At 71.0% G+C, this 26,405-nt stretch carries 26 protein-coding genes and 1 tRNA gene; 12 read left to right on the top strand and 15 right to left on the bottom strand.

Features of this window, described 5'->3' with window-relative positions; all coding sequences use genetic code 11:
- The first annotated feature begins 70 nt into the window (after positions 1 to 70).
- Positions 71 to 589: a hypothetical protein gene (locus ACIPJI_RS15645; RefSeq protein ID WP_402246723.1), complete on the top strand. Its 519-nt coding sequence runs from the start codon at positions 71 to 73 to the stop codon at positions 587 to 589.
- A gap of 13 nt (positions 590 to 602) precedes the next feature.
- The gene (locus ACIPJI_RS15640) at positions 603 to 1,103 is read left to right on the top strand and encodes a hypothetical protein (RefSeq protein WP_402246721.1); all 501 of its coding nucleotides are present in this window, start codon (positions 603 to 605) and stop codon (positions 1,101 to 1,103) included.
- 26 nt (positions 1,104 to 1,129) lie between these two features.
- Here the strand turns inward: ACIPJI_RS15640 and ACIPJI_RS15635 are convergent, their stop codons facing one another.
- Entirely contained in the window at positions 1,130 to 1,798 is a 669-nt protein-coding gene (locus ACIPJI_RS15635) for a pentapeptide repeat-containing protein (RefSeq protein WP_402246719.1), read from the bottom strand.
- A gap of 120 nt (positions 1,799 to 1,918) precedes the next feature.
- Between ACIPJI_RS15635 and ACIPJI_RS15630 the strand changes: the two genes are divergently transcribed.
- Together ACIPJI_RS15630 and ACIPJI_RS15625 are read left to right on the top strand one after the other, a co-directional pair.
- Positions 1,919 to 3,103: an NAD(P)-binding protein gene (locus ACIPJI_RS15630; RefSeq protein WP_402246717.1), complete on the top strand. Its 1,185-nt coding sequence runs from the start codon at positions 1,919 to 1,921 to the stop codon at positions 3,101 to 3,103.
- A gap of 46 nt (positions 3,104 to 3,149) precedes the next feature.
- The gene (locus tag ACIPJI_RS15625) at positions 3,150 to 4,145 is read left to right on the top strand and encodes a zinc-binding dehydrogenase (RefSeq protein ID WP_402246715.1); all 996 of its coding nucleotides are present in this window, start codon (positions 3,150 to 3,152) and stop codon (positions 4,143 to 4,145) included.
- A 44-nt stretch (positions 4,146 to 4,189) separates the two neighbouring features.
- Here ACIPJI_RS15625 and ACIPJI_RS15620 read toward each other — a convergent pair whose 3' ends face one another.
- Complete coding sequence (locus tag ACIPJI_RS15620) at positions 4,190 to 4,660, bottom strand: GNAT family N-acetyltransferase (protein ID WP_307707120.1); 471 nt, start codon at positions 4,658 to 4,660, stop codon at positions 4,190 to 4,192.
- Positions 4,661 to 4,827: 167 nt separating this feature from the next.
- On the opposite strand from ACIPJI_RS15620, the gene ACIPJI_RS15615 reads away from it, so the two are divergent.
- Positions 4,828 to 6,219 carry an FAD-binding oxidoreductase gene (locus ACIPJI_RS15615; RefSeq protein ID WP_307707121.1) on the top strand — a complete coding sequence of 464 codons (1,392 nt, stop codon included), beginning with the start codon at positions 4,828 to 4,830 and terminating at the stop codon, positions 6,217 to 6,219.
- A gap of 53 nt (positions 6,220 to 6,272) precedes the next feature.
- Here the strand turns inward: ACIPJI_RS15615 and ACIPJI_RS15610 are convergent.
- A tRNA-Thr gene (locus tag ACIPJI_RS15610) sits at positions 6,273 to 6,349 on the bottom strand.
- A 176-nt stretch (positions 6,350 to 6,525) separates the two neighbouring features.
- Between ACIPJI_RS15610 and ACIPJI_RS15605 the strand changes: the two genes are divergently transcribed.
- From ACIPJI_RS15605 to ACIPJI_RS15595, 3 genes are all read left to right on the top strand, one after another.
- Positions 6,526 to 7,653: an ABC transporter ATP-binding protein gene (locus ACIPJI_RS15605; RefSeq protein WP_307707122.1), complete on the top strand. Its 1,128-nt coding sequence runs from the start codon at positions 6,526 to 6,528 to the stop codon at positions 7,651 to 7,653.
- A 230-nt stretch (positions 7,654 to 7,883) separates the two neighbouring features.
- A complete protein-coding gene (locus ACIPJI_RS15600; protein WP_356618882.1) occupies positions 7,884 to 8,306 on the top strand; it encodes a hypothetical protein in 423 nt (140 codons plus the stop codon).
- A 158-nt stretch (positions 8,307 to 8,464) separates the two neighbouring features.
- On the top strand, positions 8,465 to 9,187 hold the full coding sequence (locus ACIPJI_RS15595; RefSeq protein WP_307707124.1) for a nucleotidyltransferase family protein: 723 nt from the start codon (positions 8,465 to 8,467) through the stop codon (positions 9,185 to 9,187).
- 97 nt (positions 9,188 to 9,284) lie between these two features.
- Here the strand turns inward: ACIPJI_RS15595 and ACIPJI_RS15590 are convergent, their stop codons facing one another.
- The 6 genes from ACIPJI_RS15590 to ACIPJI_RS15565 form a co-directional block, all read right to left on the bottom strand.
- Complete coding sequence (locus ACIPJI_RS15590; protein WP_402247161.1) at positions 9,285 to 10,835, bottom strand: DoxX family protein; 1,551 nt, start codon at positions 10,833 to 10,835, stop codon at positions 9,285 to 9,287.
- A gap of 179 nt (positions 10,836 to 11,014) precedes the next feature.
- Positions 11,015 to 11,968, bottom strand: coding sequence for a 23S rRNA (guanosine(2251)-2'-O)-methyltransferase RlmB (rlmB, locus tag ACIPJI_RS15585; RefSeq protein WP_159690458.1), 954 nt, complete (start codon positions 11,966 to 11,968; stop codon positions 11,015 to 11,017).
- Positions 11,969 to 12,046: 78 nt separating this feature from the next.
- Positions 12,047 to 13,444 (bottom strand): cysteine--tRNA ligase, encoded by a 1,398-nt coding sequence (gene cysS, locus ACIPJI_RS15580; protein ID WP_356618885.1) that lies wholly within the window; start codon positions 13,442 to 13,444, stop codon positions 12,047 to 12,049.
- Between the two features lie 97 nt (positions 13,445 to 13,541).
- Positions 13,542 to 14,045 (bottom strand): 2-C-methyl-D-erythritol 2,4-cyclodiphosphate synthase, encoded by a 504-nt coding sequence (ispF, locus tag ACIPJI_RS15575; protein WP_402246712.1) that lies wholly within the window; start codon positions 14,043 to 14,045, stop codon positions 13,542 to 13,544.
- On the bottom strand, positions 14,035 to 14,772 hold the full coding sequence (ispD, locus tag ACIPJI_RS15570; protein ID WP_307707128.1) for a 2-C-methyl-D-erythritol 4-phosphate cytidylyltransferase: 738 nt from the start codon (positions 14,770 to 14,772) through the stop codon (positions 14,035 to 14,037). Before ispD ends, ispF begins: the two co-directional genes overlap by 11 nt.
- Positions 14,773 to 15,059: 287 nt before the next feature.
- Positions 15,060 to 15,542 (bottom strand): CarD family transcriptional regulator, encoded by a 483-nt coding sequence (locus ACIPJI_RS15565; protein WP_003953493.1) that lies wholly within the window; start codon positions 15,540 to 15,542, stop codon positions 15,060 to 15,062.
- Between the two features lie 633 nt (positions 15,543 to 16,175).
- Between ACIPJI_RS15565 and ACIPJI_RS15560 the strand changes: the two genes are divergently transcribed.
- Positions 16,176 to 16,862 carry a DUF461 domain-containing protein gene (locus tag ACIPJI_RS15560; RefSeq protein WP_356618889.1) on the top strand — a complete coding sequence of 229 codons (687 nt, stop codon included), beginning with the start codon at positions 16,176 to 16,178 and terminating at the stop codon, positions 16,860 to 16,862.
- 91 nt (positions 16,863 to 16,953) lie between these two features.
- Here ACIPJI_RS15560 and ACIPJI_RS15555 read toward each other — a convergent pair whose 3' ends face one another.
- Together ACIPJI_RS15555 and ACIPJI_RS15550 are read right to left on the bottom strand one after the other, a co-directional pair.
- Positions 16,954 to 17,634: a response regulator transcription factor gene (locus ACIPJI_RS15555; protein WP_053557145.1), complete on the bottom strand. Its 681-nt coding sequence runs from the start codon at positions 17,632 to 17,634 to the stop codon at positions 16,954 to 16,956.
- Positions 17,631 to 18,887 carry a cell wall metabolism sensor histidine kinase WalK gene (locus tag ACIPJI_RS15550; protein WP_159690443.1) on the bottom strand — a complete coding sequence of 419 codons (1,257 nt, stop codon included), beginning with the start codon at positions 18,885 to 18,887 and terminating at the stop codon, positions 17,631 to 17,633. The genes ACIPJI_RS15555 and ACIPJI_RS15550 overlap by 4 nt, the downstream gene beginning before the upstream one ends.
- A 196-nt stretch (positions 18,888 to 19,083) precedes the next feature.
- Between ACIPJI_RS15550 and phoU the strand changes: the two genes are divergently transcribed.
- Positions 19,084 to 19,761 (top strand): phosphate signaling complex protein PhoU, encoded by a 678-nt coding sequence (gene phoU, locus ACIPJI_RS15545; protein ID WP_159690440.1) that lies wholly within the window; start codon positions 19,084 to 19,086, stop codon positions 19,759 to 19,761.
- Between the two features lie 114 nt (positions 19,762 to 19,875).
- Positions 19,876 to 20,025 carry a hypothetical protein gene (locus tag ACIPJI_RS15540; RefSeq protein ID WP_307707130.1) on the top strand — a complete coding sequence of 50 codons (150 nt, stop codon included), beginning with the start codon at positions 19,876 to 19,878 and terminating at the stop codon, positions 20,023 to 20,025.
- A 115-nt stretch (positions 20,026 to 20,140) separates the two neighbouring features.
- Here ACIPJI_RS15540 and ACIPJI_RS15535 read toward each other — a convergent pair whose 3' ends face one another.
- Both ACIPJI_RS15535 and ACIPJI_RS15530 read right to left on the bottom strand, forming a co-directional pair.
- On the bottom strand, positions 20,141 to 20,542 hold the full coding sequence (locus ACIPJI_RS15535; protein ID WP_356618892.1) for a DUF4234 domain-containing protein: 402 nt from the start codon (positions 20,540 to 20,542) through the stop codon (positions 20,141 to 20,143).
- 195 nt (positions 20,543 to 20,737) lie between these two features.
- Positions 20,738 to 21,499, bottom strand: a complete 762-nt coding sequence (locus ACIPJI_RS15530) for a phosphoglyceromutase (protein WP_005315620.1) — start codon at positions 21,497 to 21,499, stop codon at positions 20,738 to 20,740.
- A gap of 153 nt (positions 21,500 to 21,652) precedes the next feature.
- On the opposite strand from ACIPJI_RS15530, the gene ACIPJI_RS15525 reads away from it, so the two are divergent.
- Positions 21,653 to 22,999 (top strand): MFS transporter, encoded by a 1,347-nt coding sequence (locus tag ACIPJI_RS15525; RefSeq protein WP_356618894.1) that lies wholly within the window; start codon positions 21,653 to 21,655, stop codon positions 22,997 to 22,999.
- Positions 23,000 to 23,029: 30 nt separating this feature from the next.
- Here the strand turns inward: ACIPJI_RS15525 and ACIPJI_RS15520 are convergent, their stop codons facing one another.
- Together ACIPJI_RS15520 and ACIPJI_RS15515 are read right to left on the bottom strand one after the other, a co-directional pair.
- On the bottom strand, positions 23,030 to 24,553 hold the full coding sequence (locus ACIPJI_RS15520; protein WP_402247159.1) for an MFS transporter: 1,524 nt from the start codon (positions 24,551 to 24,553) through the stop codon (positions 23,030 to 23,032).
- A gap of 160 nt (positions 24,554 to 24,713) precedes the next feature.
- Positions 24,714 to 26,390 (bottom strand): glycoside hydrolase family 55 protein, encoded by a 1,677-nt coding sequence (locus ACIPJI_RS15515; RefSeq protein WP_402246707.1) that lies wholly within the window; start codon positions 26,388 to 26,390, stop codon positions 24,714 to 24,716.
- Positions 26,391 to 26,405: the final 15 nt, after the last annotated feature.

Genomic DNA, 26,405 nt, shown 5'->3' with positions numbered 1-26,405 from the left:
CCGTGCGACGGAGACGGTCCGCCGCGCAGAAGGAAGCATCCCCGCACCCTCCGCGGCCATCGTGGATGTCATGACCACCTCGACCGAAGCCTGCCGCCCGTCAGCCCTGCCCACCGCCACCGTGCCGGCGATCGCCCCCGCTCCGCTCTGGGCCCGCCGTGCCGCCCACGCCATCGCCCTGTGCGCCCTGCCCTCCGGTCTGTGGCGCATCGCCATGGCGAGCGGTGTCTACGTCGGCTACAGCGACCAGGTCCTGCGCGACGCCTTCGGCATCCCCGGCTGGGGCATCGCCTACGTCGTCGGCCTCGCCGTCGTCTCCGAGCTCGCCGCCCTGTTCCCCCTGCTCCTGGTCAGCGACCGGTGGCAGCCACTGCGCCCCCGCACGCTCGCCGCCCTCGCCTGGACCGCGTCCGCCCTGACGATCGTCTTCGCGCTGTGGCAGCTGGTGGTCCTGTTCACCGTGGAGAGCCGGAGCTACCTGACGGGCACCGCCGAGACCGTCTGGGCCTTCTTCTTCCTGCCGCTCGCCGCCGTCCCCTTCCTGCTGACCGCCGTCACCTGGTCGTACAGCAGGCGCCGCCGGGCATGACACCATCGACCACGTGCTCGACATCGGCTACTCCCTCTCGCGCCGCTTCCCCGACCCGCCGCAGACCGACTACCGGCGCGCGGACGTACACGCGCTGCGCCACGACCTCTTCTGCGGCGACGTCTATCTCGCCGACACCGAGAAGGACCGGGAGGTTTCCACAGCCTGGGGATGGGTCCCCGTGCTCGACTTCGCCTGGGCCCTGTGCGACATCGTCGAGCAGCTCGACCGCGACCCGCTCGGCAGCCGCGCCTCGAAGCCCCAGTACGCCGAGCTGGACTTCACGGAGTCCAGCGACCGGATGCTCTTCGAGCGCCGCTTCGGATGGGTCGACGTCGAGGCCGACTGGATGCCCGGCGACGAGCCGCCGATCACCTTCAACCACGCCGAACTCCGCCGTGAGGCCCGTGACTTCCTGCACGACCTGATCGCCGACCTCACCGACATGCACGAGGGCCTCGGCGACAACCCGGTGATCTGGGACCTCCAGGCCCGCTTCCCCCGCACGGCCTGACCCGGAGGCCCGGCCTGCCCCGGCACCTACTCCACGCGTACGCCGATCTGCGCCGCGAACGCGGGGGCCAGCTCCAGCAGTTGACCGGGGCTGATCACCGCACCCGCCAGCCGCTCCACGCCGCGTGCGATGTCCAGCTCCGCGGCCCCCCGCAGATCGACGTCCTTCATCCGCACCGCGGTCAGATCCGCCCGGCGCAGCACACAGTCCCGGAACTCCACCCGCTCCAGCCGCGCGCCCCCGAAGTCCGCCTCCGACAGCACGCAGCCGTGGAACACGACGTCCGTCAGTCTCGCCTCCCGAAGATTCAGGTAGTCGATCTTGCCGCCGCGCAGCATCACCCCCGTCAGCGACGCCCCGTGCAGCTGCGCCCCGCCCAGCCGCGCCTCCCGCACCTCCACGTCACGCAGCGAGGCCCCGGCGAGATCCGCCCCCACCCCGCGGACCCCCTCGAGCACGCAGTCCACGAAACGGGCCTGCGTCAACTGCGTCCCGTCCAAGGCGCAGTCCGTCAGCGCGCAGTCGATGAAGCGGGCCCCCGCCCCCTGCTGACCTCCCAGGTCCAGCCCCTCGAACCGCACCCCGTCGTAATCCCCGTCCGGCTCCAGGGCGCCGCCGCCGAACTCCTCGAGCTGCGGCAGCCGCACCTCGGTCACCCTCGCCGCCACCACTGCCGGTCTCCGCGCCTTCGCCATTCCCCCATGGTGACGTGCGCCACTGACAACGCCTTCCCGCCCGTCCGATGTCACATCCCCAGGCCCCCGATCCGTCACAGCCGTGAGAGCGACGAGCCGAACGACCCGGGAGAGACAGCCATGCATGAGATCACCGTCATCGGCGGCGGCTTCGCCGGCCTCACCGCGGCCATCACAGCCGCCGAGTCCGGCGCCCGTGTGTCCCTGTACGAGGCCCACCACACCCTCGGGGGACGCGCCCGCACCAGCGACGGCCCCTACCGGACCAACGACGGCCCCCACGCCCTCTACAACCGCGGCCCCCACTGGACCTGGCTGAAGCAGCGCGGCCTGCTCGGCCCCCTCGCGCCCCTGTCCCCCCTCGAAGGGGCACGCTTCCGCTTCCGCCGCGACGGCGCGCTGCGCAGGACCCCGCCCCTCGGAATGCTCAGGCTCGCCCGCCGTCCCGCCGGCTCGGCCCCCGTCGACACCGACTTCCTGACCTGGGCGACGACCGTCGCGGGGGAGCACGCCGCCCGGGCGGCCGCCCACTACATGGGCGTCGCGCTCTTCCACCACGACCCCGGCTCGCTCTCCGCCGCGTTCGTCCAGGAACGGCTCCGGCGGGCCACGGCCCTGCCACCGGAGGCCCACTACCCGCGTGGCGGCTGGGGGCAGGTCGTCGAGAGGATGGCCGCCCGCGCCTGGGACCTGGGCGTACGCATCGAGACCACGTCACGCGTCGACGCGTTGCCCGAGGGGCACGGCCCCGTCATCGTCGCCACCACCCTCGACGCGGCGCGCCGCCTCCTCGGCGACGACACCCTGCGCTGGACCAGCGGCCGCACCACCCTGGTCGACCTGGCGCTGCGGACCCGTCGCGGCGACGCGTTCGTGGTCTCCGATCTCGACGCCCCCGGCTGGCTGGAACGCTTCACCGCCCAGGACCCGACCCTCGCGCCGGCCGGGGAGCAGCTGGTGCAGGGCCAGCTCCCCATCGGCCCCGACGGGTCCAAGGCCGACGGAACCGCCCATGCGGAGGCCCTTCTCGACCTCGGGTTCCCCGGCTGGCGGGAGCGGACCGTATGGCGGCGAGAAGCGCTCTCGAACGGCCGCACCGGCGCCGTGGACCTGCCCGGCACCACCTGGCGCGACCGTCCCGCCATCGACCGCGGGGACGGCGTCTACCTGGCCGGGGACCAGGTCGCGGCGCCGGGGCTGCTCTCGGAGGTGTCCTTCAACAGCGCGCTGGAGGCGGCCTCGCTCGCGCTGCGCGGCAGCTCGCACCGGGCGGCCCGCAACCGTCTTGACGTCAAGCGCACTTGAGGTTGAACAGTGGGCCCGACGACCCCATCACAAGGGAGCCCACACCATGCACGCCGTACGCCTGCACGCCTTCGGCCCCGCAGAGAACCTGACCTACGAGACGGCCGACGACCCCGTACCCGGCCCCGGCCAGGTACGGATCGCCGTCGCCGCCGCCGGTGTCCATCTCCTCGACACGGCGCTGCGCGAGGGCGCGCAGGGTCCGTATCCGGTCGCCGTGGAACTGCCGACGATCCCCGGCCGCGAAGTCGCCGGCGTCGTCGAGTCCCTCGGTGAGGGCACCGACCCCGCCTGGCTCGGCAAGCGCGTCGTCGCCCACCTCGGCATGGCGCCCGGGGGTTACGCCGAACTCGCCGTCACCGACGCCGGCCGGCTCCACGAGATCCCCGGAGAACTCGACGAGGCGGCGGCCGTCGCCATGATCGGCACCGGAAGGACCGCGCTGGGCATCCTCCAGTACACCGACCTCGGGCCCGACGACATCGTGATCGTCCCCGCCGCCGCGGGCGGCATCGGCACCCTGATCGTCCAGTACGCCAAGAACGCCGGCGCCACCGTCGTCGGCCTGGCCGGCGGCCCCGCCAAGACCGCCCGCGTACGCGACAACGGCGCCGACCTGGCCGTCGACTACACCCGGCCGGACTGGCCCGACACCCTCCGCGACCACCTCGGCGACCGGCGCGCCGGCGTCGTCTACGACTCCGTCGGCGGTGAGGCCGGCCGCGCCGCCGTGGACCTCCTCGGCAAAGGCGGCAAGCACATCGTCTTCGGCTGGTCCAGCCAGGGCATCCTCTCCGACAGCCCGCTCACCCTCACCGAGGAGGAACTCGCCGAACGCGGCATCACCTCACAGGGCGTACTCGGCCCCGCCATGCTCGAGAAGGCCGGCGGTCTGCGCGCCCTCGAGAGCCGCGCCCTCGCCGAGGCCGCCGCCGGCCGGCTCCGCCCCGCCGTCCAGCGCTACGCCCTGGCGGACGCCGCCGACGCGCACCGCGACCTCGAGACACGCGGCACCGTCGGCAAGGTCGTCCTCGTCCCGTAAGTCCCCGTCACGTCCCGGGCCCGTCCCGGTCCCGTGAGGAAGGGTCAGGCTCCGAGGCTCTTGAGCGCCCCGTCGGTCAGCCGGTAGACCGTCCACTCGTCCTGCGGCCGTGCCCCCAGCGACCTGTAGAAGTCGATCGACGGGGTGTTCCAGTCCAGCACCGACCACTCCAGACGCTCGTAGCCGCGCTCCACGCAGATCCGCGCCAACTCCGTGAGCAGCGCCTTCCCGTGGCCGCCGCCCCGCAGCCGCGGCCGCACGTACAGGTCCTCCAGGTAGATCCCGTGCACACCGCGCCACGTGGAGAAGTTCAGGAACCACAGCGCGAAACCGGCGACCTCGCCGTCCTCCGTCTCCGCGATGTGCGCGAACGCGGCCGGCCGCTCGCCGAACAGCGCCTCACGCAGCTGCTCCTCGGTCGCGTTCGCCTCGTGCAAGGCCTTCTCGTATTCGGCGAGCTCCCGGACCATCTCGTGGATCACGGGCACATCGGCGGGTGCGGCAGTACGAATCATGCGCCCAGCCTGCCCTTACGACCGCTGGTCGCGCCAGAAGATTCCACGGAGCGGACCACCGCCCGCCCGGCGCCGCCCGTGCCGCTCCCCTACGTCGCGGAAAGCGGCCCGGAGCAGTAAATTCCCGCCACACGGCCCACCCAACGGCAGGGAAAGCAGCGACCCACATGAACACCGTCAACGGCGGCATATCGTTCTGGTACGCGCAGGACGGCGCGCCCGTCCCCCGCGAACCCCTCCCCGGCGACAGCAGCGCCGACGTCTGCATCGTCGGCGGCGGATACACCGGCCTGTGGACCGCGTACTACCTCAAGAAGGCCGTCCCGTTCCTCAACATCACCGTCCTGGAAGCCAAGTTCTGCGGCTACGGCGCCTCAGGACGCAACGGCGGCTGGCTCTACAACGGCATCGCCGGACGCGACCGCTACGCCCGGCTCCACGGCCACGACGCCGCCGTACGCCTCCAGCAGGCCATGAACGACACCGTCGACGAAGTCGTCCGCGTCGCCGGCGAGGAGAAGATCGACGCCGACATCCACAAGGGCGGCGTGCTCGAGGTCGCCCGCACCCCCGCGCAGCTCCAACGCCTGAAGGACTTCCACTCGGTCGAGATCGCGTTCGGCGAGAAGGACCGCATCCTGCTGGGCGCCCGCGAGACCGCGGAACGCGTCCACGTCAGCGGCGCCGTCGCCGGCAGCTGGACCCCGCACGGCGCCCGCCTGCACCCGGTGAAACTGGTCAAGGGCCTGGCCGCCGCCGTGGAGGCGCTCGGCGTCACCGTCCACGAGTCGACACCCGTCACGGAGATCAGGCCCAAGCACGCCGTCACCCCGTACGGCACCGTCCGCGCCCCCTACATCCTGCGCTGCACCGAGGGGTTCACCGCGTCCCTCAAGGGCCAGCACCGCACCTGGCTCCCCATGAACTCCTCCATGATCGTCACGGAGCCGCTCCCGGACGACGCATGGGACGAGATCGGCTGGTCCGGCCGCGAGACCCTCGGCGACATGGCCCATGCCTACATGTACGCCCAGCGCACCGCCGACAACCGCATCGCGATCGGCGGCCGCGGCGCCCCCTACCGCTACGGCTCGCGGACCGACAACGACGGACGCACCGGCCCCGCCACCGTCGAGGCGCTCCGCGAGATCCTGATCCGCTTCTTCCCCCGGCTCGCCGGCGCACAGATCGCCCACGCATGGTCGGGCGTCCTCGGTGTCCCCCGCGACTGGTGCGCCACCGCCACCCTCGACCGCTCCACCGGCCTCGGCTGGGCCGGCGGATACGTCGGCTCCGGAGTCGCCACCTCCAACCTGGCCGCCCGCACGCTGCGCGACCTGATCCAGCAGGACTCCGGCCAGTCGGGGCCCACCGACCTGACCGCGCTCCCGTGGGTCAACCACAAGGTCCGCAAGTGGGAACCGGAACCCCTGCGCTGGCTCGGCGTCCAGACCCTCTACACCGCCTACCGCAGGGCCGACCGGCACGAGGCCGCCACCCACACCCCGACGACGGCCCGCCTCGCGACCCTGGCGGACAAGATCTCCGGCCGCCACTGAAGGGCACACGGCGAAGGGCCCCCGGACGGTCTGTCCGGGGGCCCTTCGCGTGCTGGAGCCTCCTGTCGGAGTCGAACCGACGACCTCAAGATTACAAGTCAAGCGCTCTAGCCAACTGAGCTAAGGAGGCAGCGAGAGAAGTGTAACCAAAGCTCACGCCGCCCCGACGGGATTTCTCCCCGCCTCCGGCTACTGACAGATCCCCGATCGCCAGGTAGCGTCACGGCAGGTTCACTCCGTTGGACCAGACCACTCCCTTACTCGGATCGTCCGGCACGTTCCTGCCGGTGAAGGAGACACATCAGCATGGCTACTGTCACGTTCGACAAGGCGACCCGGATCTACCCGGGCTCCGAGAAGCCCGCCGTCGACCAGCTCGAGATCGAGACCGAGGACGGCGAATTCCTCGTCCTCGTCGGGCCGTCCGGCTGCGGCAAGTCGACCTCCCTGCGGATGCTCGCGGGTCTCGAGGACGTCAACGGCGGATCCATCCGGATCGGCAACCGCGACGTCACACACCTGCCGCCGAAGGACCGGGACATCGCCATGGTGTTCCAGAACTACGCGCTCTACCCGCACATGACCGTCGCCGACAACATGGGCTTCGCGCTCAAGATCGCCGGCGTCAACAAGAGCGAGATCCGCAAGAAGGTCGAAGAGGCCGCGAAGATCCTCGACCTCAGCGACTACCTGGACCGCAAGCCGAAGGCCCTCTCCGGTGGTCAGCGCCAGCGTGTCGCAATGGGCCGCGCCATCGTGCGTGAGCCGCAGGTCTTCCTCATGGACGAGCCGCTGTCGAACCTGGACGCCAAGCTCCGTGTCTCCACCCGTACGCAGATCGCGAGCCTGCAGCGCCGCCTCGGCATCACCACCGTGTACGTCACGCACGACCAGGTCGAGGCCATGACCATGGGCGACCGGGTGGCCGTGCTGAAGGACGGCCTGCTCCAGCAGGTCGACTCGCCGCGCAACATGTACGACCGGCCCGCCAACCTCTTCGTCGCCGGCTTCATCGGCTCCCCGGCCATGAACCTCGTCGAGGTCCCGATCACCGACGGTGGCGTGAAGTTCGGCAACAGCGTCGTCCCCGTCTCCCGTGAGGCGCTGTCCGCCGCCGCCGACAAGGGCGACACCACCGTCACGGTCGGCGTCCGCCCCGAGCACTTCGACGTCGTCGAGCACGGCGCGGGCGACACCAAGACCCTTTCCAAGGACGCCCCGGCCGGCCTCGCCGTGTCCGTGAACGTCGTGGAGGAGCTCGGCGCCGACGGCTACGTGTACGGCTCCGCCCAGGTCGGCGGCGAGCACAAGGACCTCGTCGTCCGCGTCGGCGGCCGTGACGTCCCGGACAAGGGCAGCGAGCTCCACGTCGTGCCGCGCTCCGGCGAGATCCACGTCTTCTCGACGTCGACGGGCGAGCGCCTCAGCGGCTGACCCGCCGAGCGGCCGGGCCGCGAAGCACAGCAATGACCAAAGGCCGGGCCCCCGCACTTCGGTGCGAGGGCCCGGCCTTTCGGGTAATTGTGCAAATAAGCCGCCAGAGGCGGATGTTCGGCCCATTTCACCGTCCGCGTCAACACGGTAATCGAAAGGCGCGATCGAACCATCCCTCGCGTGAGTGACTGAATGTCTCCAAATCATCACTGCCCGCTACGCTCGCGAGCGTGACCCACACAGCCCGCCGAATCGGCCGCACTCTCGCCCTCGTTCTGCCTGTCGTCCTGGTGCTCTCCGGAACCCTCGCGGTCACCGCCGTCCCGTGGGCAGGGCAGGCCACCCAGTCGCAGATGCTCACCGCCTCCTCGGAGAACGTGTCCGTACGCGCCAAGTCCCGCGCCCCGCAGGACGTCCTGCGCGACCGGCTGCTCATGGAGCTGCAGACCAAGGACCCGGGTGTCGCGCTCACCCGTCTCCAGCGGGAGATCGAGGCGCGCCCGTCGCTCGCGGAGCACTGCATGTCCCTCGCGCGTGCCCTCGGCCGCGCCGCAGTGGACCTCTACGGGCCGACCCGCGCCCAGTCGTTCTCCCGGCCCGTCTGCGACACGTCGTTCGCCACGGGCGTCGCGCAGCAGGCACAGGGCTCCTGACGGCCGTCGCGGACACGAGGGCCCGGGGACGCCCCGCCGGGCCCTGACCGCTCCCCGGGGCGCTCCTACGCCCCCACGGGCCGCTTCCCACGCCCCGCACGGCCACTGACGCCGTCCCGGGCCCAGGGGCGGCCGGCCCGCCGCATATCGTTCAGGCCATGCAAACGCCTACGTTTCCGACGCAGGCCGTTGTCCTGGCGGGCGGCCAGGGCTCTCGGCTGCGCCCGTACACCGACGACCGCCCCAAGCCGATGGTCGAGATCCCGGGGACCGGCACCCCGATCATCGGCCACCAGCTTGCCTGGCTGGCCGAGGAGGGCGTGACCGACGTCGTGGTGTCCTGCGGCCACCTCGCAGAGGTCCTCCAGGAGTGGCTGGACAGCGCGGTGCTTCCCCTGCGCGTCAAGACCGTCGTCGAGACGGAGCCCCTGGGCCGGGGCGGCGGCCTCAAGTACGCCGCGACCGCCCTGCCGCATCCCGATCGGCCCTGGTACGCGACCAACGGCGACATCTGGACCCGCTTCTCGCTGCGCGAGATGGCCGCCTTCCACGCCGAACGCGACGCCGCGGCGACCCTCGCGCTCGCGCGTCCGCGCATCCCCTGGGGTGCCGTCGAGACGGACGCCTTCGGGCACATCACGGACTTCATCGAGTCACCGCCGTCGCCGTACCTGATCAACGCGGGCGTGTACGTCTTCTCCGCGGAGTTCACGAGGCTCCTGCCGGATGTGGGCGACCATGAGCGGACGACGTTCCCGCGGCTGGCGCGCGAGCGCCGGCTGGCCGGCTTCCCGTTGCCCAACGGGGCCTACTGGCGGGCGATCGACACGGCGAAGGACCTGACGGAGGCCGCCAAGGAGCTTTCCACCCAGGTGCGTTGACCTTCCCGTCCCACGCTTCCGGTCGAACGGACGAAGGGGCGGCCACCGGATCGATCCCGGTGGCCGCCCCTTCGCTCCGTCGCGGACGGACGGGCGTTCAGCCCAGCAGGCCGCCGATCACGCCGCCGCCGTCGGAGCCGCCGCTGCTGCCACCGGAGCCGCCCGAGCCGTCGCCCGACCCGCCGCCGGTCGTGCCGCCCGAGCTGCTGCCGCCGGTCGAGGTCGGCCCCGTGGTGCCGGAGGACGGCGGAGGGGCGGGCTGGGAGCCGCTGGGCGACTGCCGACCGCTGCCCTGCGTCTCGCTGGGCGTACCGGCGACCTGCCCGCTCTCCCGCACGGCCTCCCGCGTCGGCGTGGACGCCGCTTCGCCGGGCTTCTCGGGGCTGGCGGACGGGGAGGGCTTCTCCTTGCGGGGGCGCGGCGAGCCGCCACCGGTTCCCGACTCCTCGGGCAGCGGGGCGCCGGGCAGGTAGTTGGTCGGGTTCTGGTTCGGGCCGGGCACCGTGACCATGTCGTTCGAGCGGACGGCGCCGCCGAGGATCGAACCCACGAGCATCGTCAGCCCGACGACGACCGCGGCGACGAGGCCGCCGCGACGCAGGACGCGCCGACGCAGGTCCCACAGTGCGGAACGGGGCCCGAGGGTGCGCCAGGCCTCGCCGGCGAGACGGCCGTCGATCGAGTAGACGGGGGCGCCGGCGATGATCAGCGGCGACCACGCCGCCAGGTAGATGAGGTCCGGCGTCTCGTAGACGGGGACCGACCGCCAGCTCACGGTCATGATCAGCGCCGCGGACAGCAGCGCGCCGACGACCGCCGCGACGCGCTGCCACAGCCCGAGGACGGTGAGGACGCCGACGATGACCTGGAGGAAGGCGACGGTGAGCCCGGCGCCGACCGGGTGGGCGACCGCGAAGTCACGCATCGGCTCGCCGAGCGCCCACGGGTTCAGGGCGTTGAGCCACTTGACCATGGAGCCGCGGTCGCCGCCGTCGAAGTAGACGGGGTCGCAGAGCTTGCCCATGCCGGCGTAGACGGAGATGAGGCCGAGGAGCACCCGCAGCGGCAGCAGCACCACGCCGAGGTTCATCCGGCGGCCGGGGTAGTAGGCGTGCCGCACGGAGTCCGCTCCGTGGCGCTGCGGGGAGCGCCGCTCGGCGCGTTCCCGCTCGAAGGCCTCGTCGTCGTACGCCTCGACCTGGTACGTCCCCGCGTCGTACGGCTGCTCGCCGTAGGACGGGCCGGTGTCGTACGAGTCGTAGGCGCCGACCGCCTGCCGCATCGGGGGCAGCAGCGGCCTGTCCCGGCCGGGGCCGCCGGGGGCGGGGACCGTGGGGGCCGCCACGGTCTCGTCGAGGTCGACGCGGGGCATGACCTGGGTGGCGCCCGCGCTGTAGGCCTCGTGCTCGAGGGTGGAGTTGCGTACGGCCTGGAGCAGCCCGGTCGCCCCGGAGTCCCCGGGGGCCGACCTGCCGCTCCATACGACGGGCGCCCTGCGCGGCCTTCCCGCCGCGCCGGCTCCGGCGAGCGGGGCGAGGCGCGCGGTGTCCGCCAGGGAACGTGCGGGGCGCGGGCTCCGGGCGAGCTGTACCCGGAAACTGGCGTGGCTGACGATGACCTGCGCGGGATCGCAGTCCACCTTCACCATGCTCAACGCAGGCTGATCATCGAACCCGGACCGGGGCGTTCTGGTGTCCACACTCATCTAACCGAGTGATGCGTGTTTAGGGCACGGCCGTGACGGGCCCGATCTGTCCGAGACCCGTCAAGCGCTCCTTATCGTCCGGTTTGCACCCGCGGCCGTCCGAAAACGGCCCAACACGGTCCTCAGGCGCGCCGCTTGGCCGCCTCGTACAGGACGACACCGGCCGCGACACCGGCGTTGAGGGACTCCGCGCCGCCCGGCATGGGGATGCGGACCAGGTAGTCGCAGGTCTCGCCGACGAGACGGGACAGACCCTTGCCCTCGCTGCCCACGACGATGACCAGCGGCCCGCCGAGAGCCTCGAGGTCCCCGACCTCGCTCTCGCCGTCGGCGGCCAGGCCCACGACGGTCAGACCGGCCTTCTGGTACGACTCCAGGGCGCGCGTCAGGTTGGTGGCCCGTGCGACCGGCGTACGGGCGGCGGTGCCGGCGGAGGTCTTCCAGGCGCCCGCGGTCATACCCGCGGCGCGGCGCTCGGGGACGACCACACCGTGGCCGCCGAAGGCCGACACGGAGCGGACGACGGCGCCCAGGTTACGAGGGTCGGTGACACCGTCGAGGGCGACGATCAGCGGGTCCTCACCGTCGTCGAACGCGGCGGCGGCGAGGTCCTCCGGGTGCGCGTACTCGTACGGCGGGACCTGGAGGACCAGGCCCTGGTGGTTGAGCCCGTTCGTCAGCCGGTCGAGCTCGGGGCGCGGCGCCTCCATGATGTTGATGTTGCCGCGTCCGGTGGCGAGCTGGAGCGCCTCGCGCACCCGCTCGTCGTTGTCGATGAACTGCTGGACGTAGAGCGTGGAGGCCGGCACGCCGTCGCGCAGCGCCTCGAAGACCGGGTTGCGGCCGACGACCATCTCGGACGTGCCCTTGCCGCCGCGGCGGGCGACCGGCCGACGGCTGGTGGCCTTCCGTGCCTGTGCGTTGGCGACCCGGTTCTTCTTGTGCCCCTTACGGGCGGAGGCGGGCGGCGTCGGGCCCTTGCCCTCGAGACCGCGGCGACGCTGGCCACCGCTGCCGACCTGCGCGCCCTTCTTGTTGGACGTGCGGCGGTTCCTGCGCTGGCTGTTCCCGGCCATGACTTTTCGTTCCTCTGGATCGCGTCGTTAAGTGAAAGTGTGCCGCCCGGAACACCGGGCGGCACATGCGCCCGGTGCTCAGCGCGGTCCGAGTGTCCAGCGCGGTCCGTCGGGACCGTCCTCGATGACGAGTCCGGACTGGTTCAGCTGGTCGCGGATGGCGTCCGCCGTCGCCCAGTCCTTGCGGGACCTGGCCGACTCGCGCTGCTGGAGCACGAGCCTGACGAGCGTGTCGACGACCCCGTGCAGGTCTTCGCCGCGGTCGGCCTCGCCCGCCCAGTGCGGGTCGAGCGGGTCCAGGCCGAGGACTCCCAGCATGGCACGGACCTCGGCGAGGCGTGCTACGGCGGCTTCCTTGTCGTCGGCGGCCAGCGCGCTGTTCCCCTGCCGGACCGTGGTGTGGATGATCGCGAGGGCCTGCGGTACGCCCAGGTCGTCGTCCATGGCCTCGGCGAACGCGAGCGGCACCTCGGCGGCCGGCGCGACCGCCCCCGCCTTCTCGACGACCCGCTGGACGAAGCCCTCGATCCGCGCGAACGCCGACTCGGCCTCGCGCAGGGCCTCCTCGCTGTACTCGATCATCGAGCGGTAGTGCGGGGTGCCGAGGTAGTAGCGCAGGACGATCGGGCGCCAGTTCTTCACCATCTCGGAGACGAGCACCGAGTTGCCGAGCGACTTCGACATCTTCTCGCCGCTCATGGTGACCCAGGCGTTGTGCACCCAGTACGAGGCGAAGGCGTCGCCGAAGGCCTTGGCCTGGGCGATCTCGTTCTCGTGGTGGGGGAAGATCAGGTCGAGACCGCCGCCGTGGATGTCGAAGGCCTCACCGAGGTACTTGTGCGCCATCGCCGAGCACTCCAGGTGCCAGCCCGGCCGGCCGCGGCCCCACGGGGTCTCCCAGGAGGGCTCGCCCGGCTTGGTCGCCTTCCACATGGCGAAGTCGCGCGGGTCGCGCTTGCCGGTGATGCCCTCTTCCGTGGGCTGGCGCAGGTCGTCGATGTCCTGGTTGGACAGCGCCAGATAGTCGGGGAAGGACCGCACGTCGAAGTAGACGCTGCCGTCGGCCTCGTAGGCGTGCCCGCGCTCGATCAGACCGCGCATCATCTCGACCATCTCGGTGACGTGGCCGGTGGCGCGCGGTTCGTAGGTGGGCGGGAGGCAGCCGAGGGCCTCGTAGCCGTCGTTGAAGGCCCGCTCGTTCTCGTAGCCGATGGACCACCAAGGACGGCCCTGGTCCGTCGACTTGGCGATGATCTTGTCGTCGATGTCGGTCACGTTCCGGATGAACGTGACGTCGAAGCCGCGGTACTCGAACCAGCGGCGCATGATGTCGAAGTTCAGTCCCGACCGGATGTGCCCGATGTGCGGGGCGGCCTGCACCGTCGCACCGCACAGGTAGATCGAGACACAACCCGGCACGAGAGGGGCGAAGTCACGGATCTGCCGGGCGCTGGTGTCGTACAGGCGAATGGTCACGCCACAAGGGTAGTGGGCGCGTGGTAGTGCCTCGCGACCGTTTCCTGCCAGGACGTGACATCAAGGTGACACGGACCACACCCGTGCCCGCCGCCCGTCACCCCGTGCGGACCACGAGCGCGGTCGCTATGGCGGCCAGACCTTCCGCCCGTCCGGTCAGGCCGAGACCGTCGGTGGTGGTCCCCGAGACCGCGACCGGCGCGCCCACCGCGGCGGACAGCGCCTTCTCCGCCTCCTCGCGGCGCTTGCCGATCTTGGGGCGTACGCCGATCACCTGAACGGAGACATTGCCGATCTCGAACCCGGCGGCACGCACGATCCGCGCCGCCTCCGAGAGCAGGGCGACGCCGGAGGCGCCGGACCACTCGGGCCGCGACGTACCGAAGTGGGCGCCGAGGTCACCGACGCCGGCGGCGGAGAAGAGGGCGTCGCACGCGGCGTGCGCGGCGACGTCACCGTCGGAGTGCCCCGCGAGGCCGTACCCCTCGCTCTGTGCGCCGTCCCAGAGCAGGCCGGCGCACCACAGCTCGCGCCCCTTCTCGAAGGCGTGCACATCGGTGCCGATGCCGACCTGCGGCAGACGGAGCTCCTCAGAAGCCATCGGTGGCCCTCCTCCTGGCGAGTACGGCCTCGGCCAGTACGAGATCGAGCGGCCGGGTCACCTTGAACGCTTCCTCGTGCCCCGGGACGACGACGACCCGCAGGCCCAGCTGCTCGACCATGCTCGCGTCGTCGGTGACGTTGTCGGTGACCGTCGCGTGCGCGCGCACGAGGGTCTCGCGGTCGAAGCCCTGGGGTGTCTGCACGGCGCGCAGAGCGGCCCGGTCGGGAGTGGCGACGACGGGCTCCGGCTCGTCCTTGCCGGCCGGTTCGACCAGCTTGACGGTGTCCGCGAGGGGCAGCGCGGGCACCACGGCGGGAGCGCCGTCGCGCACGGCCTCGATGACCGAGTCGACGGTCTCCACGGGCACCAGCGGGCGGGCCGCGTCGTGCACGAGGACGGTCCCGATGTCGTCCGGGAGCGCGTCGAGACCGAGGCGTACGGACTCCTGGCGGGTGTCTCCGCCGGGGACGACGAGGTAGTCCGTCCTCTCGGGCAGGGAGTGCGCGTCGAGGAGGCGCTTCACCTCGGGAGCCCCGTCGGGCGGCGCGACGACCACGACCAGCGAGACCGCCCGGGACGCGGCCATCGCGCGCACGGCGTGGACGAGCATGGGCGTGCCGTTCAGCGCGCGGAGCGCCTTCGGGGCACCGGGGCCGAGCCGCACACCCCGGCCGGCGGCCGGGATCACGGCCGCGGTGCGATGGTGGCGCGATACGTCTGACATCGGTTGCACTCCGGCAGGTTTGTTTCCTCAGCCGACATGGGTATGGCCACAGCGTGCCGGGCGCGACGCCTTGACGGGCCCTTCCGTGACCACTGGTCTGCGCCAGCCGCCGAGGCCCGGCACGCCACGGTGCCGGACGACGACGGTCGCGACCGTCAGAGAGTTGCGACCCTTGCGAGCCTTCAGCTGCGACCTTTCATACACATGCCGCAGCGCCCGGCGGCAGGCTGGATTTCACGGAGGGTGATTTCACAGCGTGCCAGCGGGCACCGCGGCATTATTGTGCGTCAGGACGCGAGGACCTCGTCGAGCAGAGCCTCGGCCTTGTCCTCATTGGTGTTCTCCGCGAGGGCGAGCTCGCTCACCAGGATCTGGCGCGCCTTTGCGAGCATCCGCTTCTCACCTGCGGAAAGCCCACGCTCGCGCTCACGACGCCACAGGTCGCGCACTACTTCGGCGACCTTGATGACATCGCCGGAGGCGAGCTTCTCGAGATTTGCCTTGTAGCGACGGGACCAGTTCGTCGGCTCTTCGGCGTACGGTGCACGAAGCACCTCGAAGACCCGGTCCAGTCCGTCCTGGCCGACCACATCGCGAACGCCGACGAACTCCGCATTGTCCGCTGGCACGCGAACCGTCAGGTCACCCTGGGCGACCTTGAGCACCAAGTAGGTCTTGTCCACGCCTTTGATCTGGCGAGTTTCGATGGCCTCGATCAGCGCGGCCCCGTGATGGGGATAGACCACGGTGTCGCCAACCTTGAACGTCATGTGACAGGTACCCCTTCCGTGGCTATCCAGGGTAACACGGATACGGCTTCTTCTGAATGGCGTTTTCGCAGGTCAGGGCATATCTCGGGGCTTGACAACCGAGACAGGAACGTGCTGCGGACGGCTTCCGGAGTGCGGTATTCGCAGGTCGGAGCCGCTGCGCGGGCGAACAGAAACACGCGCGACACAGAGCGCGTACCCCCCTCCGAAGAGGCTGAACGTCCCGATTTGCCTGATTCTCGACGGTGAACTTCCCGTACTCCGTTCGGCCGCCGCTCACCCGTACGGACCGACGTGCCGGAGAATCCGGAATTGATCACCGCGGCTATTCGCAAGGAATGTGCGACGCCCCAGGAAATTGATCACCACGGTTATGTGAACGGGCGGGTCCGCGGGTGATCGGAACACCTGATCGGGGCGCGGCATCCGTACAGGCCGGCGGGTCACGCCGCGGCAGCCGCCGACACGCCGGTCGGACCTCCGCCCGGACGGGTCCTTCTCGTCCGCCGCCGGCAAAGGGCGGGTCGGGTGCCGGACGTGATCGGCGGCTCGGTAACCTGAGCGCGAGCTGACACGCCCTGAGCCGGTGGCAGCCGTCACCACCCGTCCTTACGTAGAAGGAGAAGCGCCGCCGTGAGCAGCAGCCTTCGACGCGGTGCCCTCGCCGGCGCTGCCATCGTCTTCTCGATCGCCTCGCTCTCCGCCTGCGGTGCGGGCAACGACGCGCAGACCCTCGGTGTCAGGCCGGACAACGCGGCCACCGCCGTCGACAACCTGAAGCTGCAGAACGTGAACGTCATCACGCAGCCGAAGCCGGACGTGAAGGGCCCCGCCGTGGTGGCCCTGACGATCTTCAACGAGGGCGTGAAGCCGCAGACCCTCGAGTCGATCACGCTGCCTGGCTCCGACGCCAAGGTGAAGCTGACCCCCGCCAAGGGCTCCAAGGACGTCACCGTCCCCGCGCAGGGCCGCCTCATCATCGGTGGCAAGGACAACGCGTCCGCCGTGATCGAGAACGGCAACCAGGAGATGAACGACGGCTCGAACCGCGAGGTCGTCTTCCGGTTCAGCGAGACGGGCGACGTCAAGCTGCAGGCGCTGGTAGTCCCGGCGACGAACTACTTCAAGGACTTCGGCCCGACCGAGGTGCCGAAGCCGTCGCCCGCCGCCCCCACGCAGTCCCCCTCGGGCAGCCCGTCCGGCACGCCCACCGGCACCCCGGCCTCCCCCGAGGCGCCGGCGGGCGACACGGAGGCGGCCGGCAGCGAGCCCGAGCAGCCGACCGACTCGGCGTCCGCGTCGCACAGCGCGGGCCACTGACACCAGCGCACGAACGCCGAAGGGGCGCCCGCCGGATTCCGGCGGGCGCCCCTTCGCCATGGGTCCGGCGGACCCTCGGTCCGCCGGACTCCTACGGCTCGAACTTGTAGCCCAGGCCGCGGACCGTCACCAGATAGCGCGGCGCGCCCGGGTCCGGCTCGATCTTGGCGCGCAGCCGCTTCACATGGACGTCGAGGGTCTTGGTGTCACCCACGTAGTCCGCGCCCCACACCCGGTCGATCAGCTGCATACGGGTCAGCACGCGGCCCGCGTTGCGCAGCAGCATCTCGAGAAGGTCGAACTCCTTGAGCGGCAGGTCCACCTTGCCGCCCGAGACGGTCACGACGTGACGGTCCACGTCCATGCGCACCGGCCCGGCCTCCAGGGCGGCCGGCGTGACCTCCTCCGGCTCACCGCGGCGGCGGAGCACCGCGCGGATGCGGGCGACCAGTTCCCGGGAGGAGAAGGGCTTGGTGACGTAGTCGTCGGCTCCTATCTCCAGCCCGACGACCTTGTCGATCTCGCTGTCCTTGGCGGTCACCATGATCACGGGCACGTTCGAGCGGCCCCGCAGCTGGCGGCACACCTCGGTGCCGGGCAGTCCGGGCAGCATCAGGTCGAGGAGCACCAGGTCGGCTCCGTTGCGTTCGAACTCGTCGAGTCCGTCGGGTCCCGTGGTCGCCACAGCGACCTCGAAGCCCTCCTTGCGGAGCATGTAGGACAGGGCGTCGCTGAAGGATTCCTCATCCTCGACGACGAGCACTCGGGTCACGGAAGGACCTCCGGGGCAGGAATTTCGGTGTTCGGATCGGTGTCGTAAGGCCGGTCGTCGTCCTCTTCGACGCGATCCTGGCCGCTGGTTGCGCGTTCTTTCGCCGCGCCTGCCTCCGGCAGCCGCAGCGTGAAGGTGGAGCCCTGTCCCTCGGAGCTCCAGACCGTGACCTCACCGCCGTGCGAGGCGGCCACGTGCTTGACGATGGCCAGCCCCAGGCCGGTGCCCCCGGTGGCTCGGGAACGGGCGGGGTCGACCCGGTAGAACCGCTCGAAGATCCGCTCGCGGTCCTTCTCGGAGATGCCGATGCCCTGATCGGTCACGGCGATCTCGATCAGGTCCCCGCCGGGCGCCGAGACACGGCGGGCGGAGATACCGACGCGGGTACGGGCCGGGGAGTAGTTGACGGCGTTCTCGACGAGATTGCCGAGCGCGGCTGCGAGCTTGCCACGGTTCCCCCAGATCCGCAGGTCGGCGGCGGCTCCCGCGGCCATGGTGATCTGCTTGGCCGACGCGGTCTGCCGGGAGCGGTCGATGGCCTCGGCGACCAGTTCCTCGACCCGTACGGGCTCGGAATCCTCCAGCGGGTCGTCGTTCTGCACCCGGGAGAGGTCGATGAGTTCCTGCACGAGGTTGGTGAGCCGGGTCGCCTCGATCTGCATCCGCCCGGCGAAGCGGGTGACGGCCTCGGGGTCGTCGGAGGCGTCCATGACAGCCTCTGAGAGCAGGGAGAGCGCCCCGACAGGGGTCTTGAGCTCATGGCTGACGTTGGCAACGAAGTCGCGCCGTACGGCCTCTATGCGGCGGGCCTCCGTGAGGTCCTCGACGAGCAGCAGGACGAGCCGCGAGCCCAGCGGCGCGACGCGGGCGGAGACGGCCAGCGCCTCGCCGCGACCGGTGCCGCGGCGGGGCAGGTCCAGCTCGACCTGCCGTATCTCCCCGTCCCGCCGGGTGTCGCGGGCCATGTGCAGCATCGGTTCCACGGCGAGCTTGCCGCCGCGGACCAGGCCGAGGGCGTACGCCGCGGAGCTGGCCTTGACGACGGAGTCGGACTCGTCGAGGACGACCGCGGAACTGCGGAGCACCGACAGGACCGTGTCGACGCCGGGCGGGAGCACGGCATCGGTGTGGAGCGACGTCCGGGTGGGCCGCTTCTGTTCGCGCTCGCTCCAGCGGAACGCCAGCACCGCGATGACACCGGTGCAGAGACCGGCGATCGCTGCTGCTGCGGCAACCGCCGCGTTCACGTCCATGCATTCAGGTTATGCGGGTCGCGGGGCACTCTCCCAGCCAAACGGGTGGCACCTCGAACAGTCGTCGCTCAGAGTTCACCAAGGGGATAGTGCTGGTTCATTTGGGATGGAGCCGGCGGACTCCTGCCCATCGGAACGTGGGAGCGTGGGGGTTCGAGCCCCACCCGGACCCCGGTCGTATCAAGAGAGGGACACCATGCGGGACGCGTACCACGAGGAACTGGACTCGATCGGCGAGGGCCTGGTCGAAATGGCCCGGCTGGTCGGGTCGGCGATCGGGCGCGCCACCACGGCCATGCTCGACGCCGATCTCAAGCTCGCAGAGAACGTGATCGCCGGCGACCAGAAGGTCGACGATCTGCAGCACGACCTGGAGGCACGGGCGATCGCCCTGCTGGCGCGGCAGCAGCCGGTCGCCACGGATCTGCGGATCGTGGTCACCTCACTGCGGATGAGCGCCGACCTGGAGCGCTCCGGCGACCTGGCCCAGCACGTGGCCAAGCTGGCCCGGCTGCGCTTCCCGAACCGTGCCGTGCCGAACGACCTGCACGCCACGATCCTGCAGATGGGACAGCTGGCCCAGCGCCTGATGGCGAAGGCGGCGGAGGTCATCATCACCAAGGACGTCGACCTGGCGCTCCAGCTGGAGCAGGACGACGACGAGATGGACCTGCTGCACCGCACGCTCTTCCAGCACCTGATGGACGACCGCTGGAAGCACGGCATCGAGACGGCGGTCGACGTGACGCTGCTCGGCCGCTACTACGAGCGGTTCGCGGACCACGCGGTGTCGGTGGCCAAGCGCGTGGTGTACCTGGTGACGGGTGAGCACGCCGACGAGATCCAGCAGCAGACGACGGTGGAGGGCGCATAACGGCGCCGATGGGGCGCACGGGGGGCGCTTGCGCGCATGCGCCGTTGATGCGCCCGGCCCGGCGGGACTGCAATGGGCGTGGCGGCATTCCCGTACGCCTCTGAGGAGGGACCCATGGCCGAATCCCCCACCACCGACCCCCGGCAGGAAACCCCGCGCGAAGCGGTCCACCTGCCCGTCCTCGGCGCCTGCGGCTGTGGCTCCGGCTGCGGCTGCGGCTGCCAGTCCGGCGCCCCCTGCCAGTGCGGCGGCTGCTGCGGCTGACGCGCACACGCACGACGAGGGCCCCGTCCGGTCGCGGACGGGGCCCTCGTCGTGCGGCGTCGTCCCCGCGATGGATCACGCATCACGCTCGACGGTCTTCCGGTCCCGTGGGATGTCAGGCCGCGAGGGGGACCTGCTCGCCCTCCGCCGGGTTCCGGTAGTGGGTCCAGATCTGGTTCAGCTCGTGCTGGTAGTAGAGCGCGTGCAGGCCGGCGACGATCATGAGGATCAACCCGATCCAGGGATTGCAACTGGGCCGCATCCCGGCCGCCTTCTGCATGTCGGCGATGCGCTGACCGGTGTTGTAGACCGACACGAAGGGCGGAACGATCACCAGCCAGCCGACGAGCACCGCCAGAACCGCGTACGCCGGGTTGACCTCGATCCGGCGGTCGAAGTCACGGGCCTCGCGGTTGACCTTGTAGTACCAGACGAAGTGGTAGACACCCAACGTGATCAGCGGCCAGATCAGCCACACGAGAAAGATGTTGCGGGGTCTGCCGACACGACCGGACACGACGCACCTCCTTTCACTCCAGTCCAGCACGCCGATCGGGATCAGGCGCGCGGGGCGAGGGAGCGGGCACCATCGCGCGGCCCGTCCGGCACGGAGCCGGACGAGGAGTGCGTGGCGGCTCGCAGACCGCCCGGCACATGAACGAGCCCCCTGCTCGCGGGAATCCGCGGGCAGGGGGCCTGATCGTGCAGCGGGCTACTTCTTCTTGCCCTGGTTCTTGACCGCCTCGATCGCGGCCGCCGCCGCGTCCGGGTCGAGGTAGGTGCCGCCCGGGTTGACCGGGTTGAAGTCGGCGTCGAGCTCGTAGACGAGGGGGATGCCGGTGGGGATGTTCAGGCCGGCGATGTCCGCGTCGGAGATGCCGTCCAGGTGCTTGACCAGCGCGCGCAGGCTGTTGCCGTGGGCGGCGATCAGGACCGTGCGGCCGGCGAGCAGGTCGGGGACGATGCCGTCGTACCAGTACGGCAGCATGCGCTCGACGACGTCCTTGAGGCACTCGGTGCGGGGACGCAGCTCGCTCGGGATGGTCTGGTAGCGGGCGTCGTTCGCCTGCGAGAACTCGTTGTCGTCGGCGAGGACCGGCGGAGGCGTGTCGTACGAGCGGCGCCAGAGCATGAACTGCTCCTCGCCGAACTCGGCCAGCGTCTGTGCCTTGTCCTTGCCCTGAAGGGCGCCGTAGTGGCGCTCGTTCAGCCGCCAGGTCCGGTGGACCGGGATCCAGTGGCGGTCGGCGGACTCCAGGGCGAGCTGCGCCGTGCGGATGGCGCGCTTCTGGAGCGAGGTGTGGAGCACGTCGGGGAGCAGACCGGCGTCCTTGAGCAGCTCACCGCCGCGGACTGCCTCCTTCTCGCCCTTCTCCGTGAGGTTGACGTCCACCCAGCCGGTGAACAGGTTCTTCGCGTTCCATTCGCTCTCGCCGTGGCGGAGGAGGATCAGCTTGTACGGTGCGTCGGCCATGCGCCCGAGCCTAATCGACGCGCCGCCGGCGCCGCGCGGCTGCCCGAGGAGCGGACCGTTGACGATCGCCGTCAATTGAGTGGCGGCCGGCGCCTCCCGCTAAGTAAGTTGCGGCTGCATCAAAAGACCATTACAGCCGTGGGGGGCTCCCGTATGTCCATCGCTTCGCTCGGACGCGCAGCGCGCACGACCGTCTCGGGCCTGCCCCCCGGCTTCTGGTGGCTGTGGACCTCCACGCTGGTGAACCGGACCGGCGCGTTCGTGCTCACGTTCCTGTCGCTCTACCTCACGCAGGAACTGGGCTACTCCGCCTGGTACGCCGGTCTCGTCATCGCACTGCACGGGCTCGGCGGCGTGGCGGGGTCGCCGCTGGGCGGGATGCTCACGGACCGGTGGGGCCGGCGTCCCACCATGATCTCGATGCACCTGGCCGGGGGTTCGTGCGCCGCCGCCCTCGCCGTGGTCAGCAGCGCCTGGGGCATCGCGGTCGTGGTGCTCCTCATGGGCGTGGCGATGCAGGCCGTGCGGCCGGCGATCAGCGCGATGATCGCGGACATGGTCCCGGAGTCCGAACTGCGCCGGGCCTACGCGCTCAACTACTGGGCCCTCAACCTGGGCTTCGCCGTCGCCGCGCTCGGCGGCGGTGCCGCGATCTTCCTCGGCTACCGGACCCTGTTCGTGGCGGACGCCGTGGCGACGGCCCTGTGCGCGGTGATCGTCTTCATGCGGCTGGGCGAGACCCGGCCCGAGGCCCGGGTCGACAGCGCCGGCGAGAGGGTCGAGGAGCAGCGGGTGACCGTCCTCGACGTGATGAAGGACGCCCCGTTCCGCACCCTGGTCCTGCTGAACCTGCTGGTCTGCCTGATCTTCACCGCCCCGTGGGTGGGCCTGCCGCTGACCATGGCCGGTGAGGGACTGTCGGCCGATTCGTACGGCATGGTCATCGCCGTCAACGGTGTGGTGATCGTCGCCCTGCAACTGCTCGTCAACAAGATCACGGACAAACGCTCGCCGGCCGCGCTGCTCACCGTCTCCTCGCTGCTCTTCGCCGTCGGCACCGGTGCGACGGCCCTGGCAGGCACCCCGCTGGTCTTCGCGGCGACCGTGGTGGTGTGGACGCTCGGCGAGATGGTGCACGTCCCGACGAACGCCGCCGCCACCGCCCGGCTGTCCCCCGAGCACGCCCGGGGCCGCTACCAGGGTGTGATGGGCATGTCCTGGGCCGTCGCCGGTTTCGTCGCCCCGATCCTGGCGGGCTGGGTCGTGGACGGCCCCGGCCCGGACGTCCTATGGATGGGCTGCGCGGTGGTCGGCGCGGTGGCGGCGGTGGGTTACTCGCTGCTGCTGCGAAGGGCGCTGGCGGAGACGGGCGGTCCGGTGGAGACGGGCGGTCCGGCGGAGCCTTCGGTGCCCAAGGCCGTGGAGGTCGCGAAGGCGGCAGACGTGACGGCCGCGAACGACAAGGAGACCGAGCAGGGCGCGACCCCGGTCGGGGGCTGACCGGGCCGGCACGCCCGCGATCGCCGGCGTCTAGGTGTCGGCCCGGCCATCCGGCGCAGGCTCCGCCGTCACGCGGGTCCCCGGGTGACGGAGCGCGCAGAGGAAGGCAAGGGCGAGCGCCATGGCCATCCCGTAGAAGACCCACTGGTTGGCCTCCGCGAAGTCCATCCGGATCGCGTCCATCGAGTCACGCATGATCCGCGCCCCCTCGCCGGCACCCGACGGCGCCCGGTCGTCCGCGTGCCCGGTCACCGCCTCCGCGATGTCACGGCCCGCCCCCCGTGCCGCGGTGTCCGGAACGCCCTTCGAGGTGAGGGTGTCCACGACGCGGTCGGTGGTGACATGGGTGAGCACGGTGCTGAAGACGGCCATGCCGACCGCGGCCGAGAAGTTGCGGACGGTCTGCGTGATACCGGTGACCTCGCCGTAGGAGGCGCCGATGGAACGGTTGACCGCGTCCGTCGAGGCCGGCGCCAGCAGGAAGCCGATACCGGCGCCGGCGAGGGCCGCGTACGGCCACTGGTCGTGCATGGACAGGTCCGTCATCTTGTGCGCCCAGAGCGCGAACCCGGCCGCTCCCAGCGCCGTACCGAGCTTCATCGCGGGCCGCGCGCCCCGCTTGTCCAGGATGCGGCCGCCCCACTGCGAGGCGATGCCGAAGCCGATGAAGAAGTACAGCAGGAACAGCGCCGCCTGGTTCGGTGACGCGCTCAGCGAGACCTGCGCGTAGACGGAGGCGAAGAAGAACACCGGGACGAAGGCGAGCATCGCGAAGAAGAGCACCAGGTTGTCGACGGTGAACGCCCGGTCGCGGAACACCTCGAGCTTGATGAGCGGATGCTCCACGCCCACCTCGTAACGGCAGAACAGCGCGAGGACCGCCAGTCCGCCGATGATGCACAGCCAGGTCAGGAAGCTGCTCCAGCCCCAGGCGGAGGCCTGCTGGAGACCCAGCACGCCGAGCCCCATACCGACGGCCACGAGTACGGCGCCCGGGATGTCGAGACGCTCACGGCGGGAGGTGTCCGGGATACGGGCCAGCGCCGTGAGCACCAGGGCGACGACGGCGACCGGCACGTTGACCCAGAAGATCGCCCGCCAGGTCCAGTCGGTCAGCCAGCCGCCGAGGAGCGGGCCGACGGCGGTCAGCGCGCCGGAGAGCCCGAAGAACAGGGCCAGCGCGCGCCCGCGCCGCTCCACCGGGAAGACCGCGATGACCACAGCCAGCGCCGCGGGGAACATCAGGGCCGCGCCGAGCCCTTGGGTGGCCCGGAAGATGATCAGCCAGGTCTGGGCGAAGTCGCCCTTGGGGACACATCCGCACAGCACGGAGGAGATGACGAACATCAGGGTGCCGGTCAGCATGATCCGGCGGTGTCCGAAGATGTCGGCCAGCCGCCCGCCGAGCGCGAAGAACGCCGCCAGCGCGAGCAGGTAGGCGTTGACCACCCACTGCATCCCTGAGGACGAGAGTCCGAGCTCGCCGATGATGCTGGGTGCGGCGATGGACACGATCGTCTGGTCGATGAAGGTCATCGACACCGCGAAGAGCATCGCCGCAAGGGCCAGCGTCTGGTTCGGGGCGCCGCGGGCGGAACGGGTGACCGGACGGCCCGAGTCCCGGCCGGTGGGCGCTCGTTCGGTGCTCATGATCCGAGTTTGGACCTGATGGTTCATGTCCGCACATCCATGGTGATGTACGTACATGCCGCTGTTAGCGGCCGAGTCGGCGCTGCGCCTCGTAGAGATTGGCGGGGTGGACCGCGCCTGGGGCTCCGTACGCCTCCAGGCGGGAGTTGAGCGCCCCGGTGAAGTCCGGGACGTCGGTCTGGTCGAACTCGCGGACCTCGCTGATGGCGACGGTGGCGCTGTACGGGGCGATCCCGTCGATCCGGACCAGGCCGGCGCGGCCGTTGGTGACCGTGACGTTCCAGTGGGTGAAGCGGGCACCGTACAGGGGGCCGGCGCTCGCGTCGCCGCCGTGGCGGCCGTTGTTCTCCACCGTGATCTCGGTGCGGACACATCCGAACGGCATGCCGCGGTGGGTGTCGAAGGTGCCCATCTCCATCACGCCTCGCGACCAGACGTTGTAGCTGGACAGGCCCTCGACGTTGATGCCGTGGAGCTGGGTCCCGGCGGGTGCCGGGACGGTGCGGCGCGCGACGGTGAAGTCCTCGACGAGGTTGTCGTGCGAGCCCTCACGGCAGAAGTAGGGGTGGTGCGAGCCGCGGCCCTCGACGCGGGTGCGCCGCAGCGTGCAGGCCGAGGCCGCGACAAGGCCGAACCCGTTGTCGACATGGCGCACGGTGACGTCGTCGGCCCAGCAGTCGTACGCGCACTGGAAGGTGACGCCGTTGTAGCCCTTGTCGAGCAGGTGCGGGGACTGCGGCGTCTCGATCGCCGCGAGGGTCAGGCCCTCCACGCCGGAGCCGGTGAGCGGTGTGACGAGAGTGGTGAGGCGCGGGTCCCATTCGGCGCGTACGTCGAGGGGCAGCGGGCGCTCGAGGGTGACCCGGTCACGTGTGACCGACGTGATGCGCACGGGCCACTCGTAGGGGACGTAGGACGTCAACTTGGTCTTGTCGTCCCAGACATACGTCTTCGTCCCCTCTCCGTCACCGGCCATGTGCCGGAGCAGGGTGTGGCCGGCGTCGTCGGCGAGGCGGAGCATGACGAGCTGCCCGCGGCGCAGCCCCGAGGTGTCGGAGACGGTGACGGACCGGTCGCCGCGTCGGGCGGGGGCGACGGTGGCGAGGGTGGTCCACTCGTCGCGCCGGTTGCCGGTCCACCCTTCGAAGGGCCATGCCCTGGCCCTGATGGCGTCGGTGAGGGAGGCGTAACGGTCCTTCGGGCAGAGCCAGATGAGGCCGCCGGCCCAGGACCAGGAGGACTTGTCCCCGCCGTAGCGGGAGCCGTAGGGGCCGATGAGTTCGGTGAGGTTCCTGGTGGCGAGGAGGGTGGTGCGGCCGCTCCCCGCGCCGCGCAGGACGACGCCGCTGTGCCCGATGCGGATGACGTCGTCGATGCGGTACGTGCCCGGCGGGACGAGGACCGTGCCGCCGCCGCGTTCGCCGACAGCGGCGACGGCGCGGTTGATCGCGGGTGCGCAGTCGACGGAGCCGTCCCCCTCGGCCCCGTAGTCGCGCACGTCCGCCCTGACGGGACGCCGCGGGAGGTGACGCGCCCCGGCGGCCCGGCCGGCACTGCCGATGTAGGGGATCTGCGGATGGGTGTAGGGCGCGCGGCGGAACTCCCGCCACAGTTCAGGGGTGGTGCGCGGCCACGCCGCCGCGGGAGCCGCCGTGAGGCCGCCGGTCGCGGCGGTCGCCACGACGGCCGTCGCACCGGCGAGCAATGCGCGCCTGCTGATGGCTCGTTGATCGGTCCCCATGACGTCACCTTCCAC

Origin of the sequence: Streptomyces sp. NPDC086835 (genome assembly GCF_044745705.1) — a bacterium.
Classification (GTDB): Bacteria; Actinomycetota; Actinomycetes; order Streptomycetales; family Streptomycetaceae; genus Streptomyces.
The sequence above is the reverse complement of the archived record's forward strand: the minus strand, read 5'-3'. Positions and strand labels throughout refer to the sequence as shown.

What these genes read in the sequence shown, in the direction of transcription:
- ACIPJI_RS15645 (WP_402246723.1), top strand. Translation starts at nt 71, where the DNA reads ATGACCACCTCGACCGAAGCCTGCCGCCCGTCAGCCCTGCCCACCGCC.
- ACIPJI_RS15635 (WP_402246719.1), bottom strand. Translation starts at nt 1,798, where the DNA reads ATGGCGAAGGCGCGGAGACCGGCAGTGGTGGCGGCGAGGGTGACCGAG.
- ACIPJI_RS15630 (WP_402246717.1), top strand. Translation starts at nt 1,919, where the DNA reads ATGCATGAGATCACCGTCATCGGCGGCGGCTTCGCCGGCCTCACCGCG.
- ACIPJI_RS15625 (WP_402246715.1), top strand. Translation starts at nt 3,150, where the DNA reads ATGCACGCCGTACGCCTGCACGCCTTCGGCCCCGCAGAGAACCTGACC.
- ACIPJI_RS15620 (WP_307707120.1), bottom strand. Translation starts at nt 4,660, where the DNA reads ATGATTCGTACTGCCGCACCCGCCGATGTGCCCGTGATCCACGAGATG.
- ACIPJI_RS15615 (WP_307707121.1), top strand. Translation starts at nt 4,828, where the DNA reads ATGAACACCGTCAACGGCGGCATATCGTTCTGGTACGCGCAGGACGGC.
- ACIPJI_RS15605 (WP_307707122.1), top strand. Translation starts at nt 6,526, where the DNA reads ATGGCTACTGTCACGTTCGACAAGGCGACCCGGATCTACCCGGGCTCC.
- ACIPJI_RS15595 (WP_307707124.1), top strand. Translation starts at nt 8,465, where the DNA reads ATGCAAACGCCTACGTTTCCGACGCAGGCCGTTGTCCTGGCGGGCGGC.
- ACIPJI_RS15590 (WP_402247161.1), bottom strand. Translation starts at nt 10,835, where the DNA reads ATGGTGAAGGTGGACTGCGATCCCGCGCAGGTCATCGTCAGCCACGCC.
- rlmB (WP_159690458.1), bottom strand. Translation starts at nt 11,968, where the DNA reads ATGGCCGGGAACAGCCAGCGCAGGAACCGCCGCACGTCCAACAAGAAG.
- ispF (WP_402246712.1), bottom strand. Translation starts at nt 14,045, where the DNA reads ATGGCTTCTGAGGAGCTCCGTCTGCCGCAGGTCGGCATCGGCACCGAT.
- ispD (WP_307707128.1), bottom strand. Translation starts at nt 14,772, where the DNA reads ATGTCAGACGTATCGCGCCACCATCGCACCGCGGCCGTGATCCCGGCC.
- ACIPJI_RS15565 (WP_003953493.1), bottom strand. Translation starts at nt 15,542, where the DNA reads ATGACGTTCAAGGTTGGCGACACCGTGGTCTATCCCCATCACGGGGCC.
- ACIPJI_RS15550 (WP_159690443.1), bottom strand. Translation starts at nt 18,887, where the DNA reads ATGGACGTGAACGCGGCGGTTGCCGCAGCAGCAGCGATCGCCGGTCTC.
- phoU (WP_159690440.1), top strand. Translation starts at nt 19,084, where the DNA reads ATGCGGGACGCGTACCACGAGGAACTGGACTCGATCGGCGAGGGCCTG.
- ACIPJI_RS15540 (WP_307707130.1), top strand. Translation starts at nt 19,876, where the DNA reads ATGGCCGAATCCCCCACCACCGACCCCCGGCAGGAAACCCCGCGCGAA.
- ACIPJI_RS15530 (WP_005315620.1), bottom strand. Translation starts at nt 21,499, where the DNA reads ATGGCCGACGCACCGTACAAGCTGATCCTCCTCCGCCACGGCGAGAGC.
- ACIPJI_RS15525 (WP_356618894.1), top strand. Translation starts at nt 21,653, where the DNA reads ATGTCCATCGCTTCGCTCGGACGCGCAGCGCGCACGACCGTCTCGGGC.
- ACIPJI_RS15520 (WP_402247159.1), bottom strand. Translation starts at nt 24,553, where the DNA reads ATGCTCTTCGCGGTGTCGATGACCTTCATCGACCAGACGATCGTGTCC.
- ACIPJI_RS15515 (WP_402246707.1), bottom strand. Translation starts at nt 26,390, where the DNA reads ATGGGGACCGATCAACGAGCCATCAGCAGGCGCGCATTGCTCGCCGGT.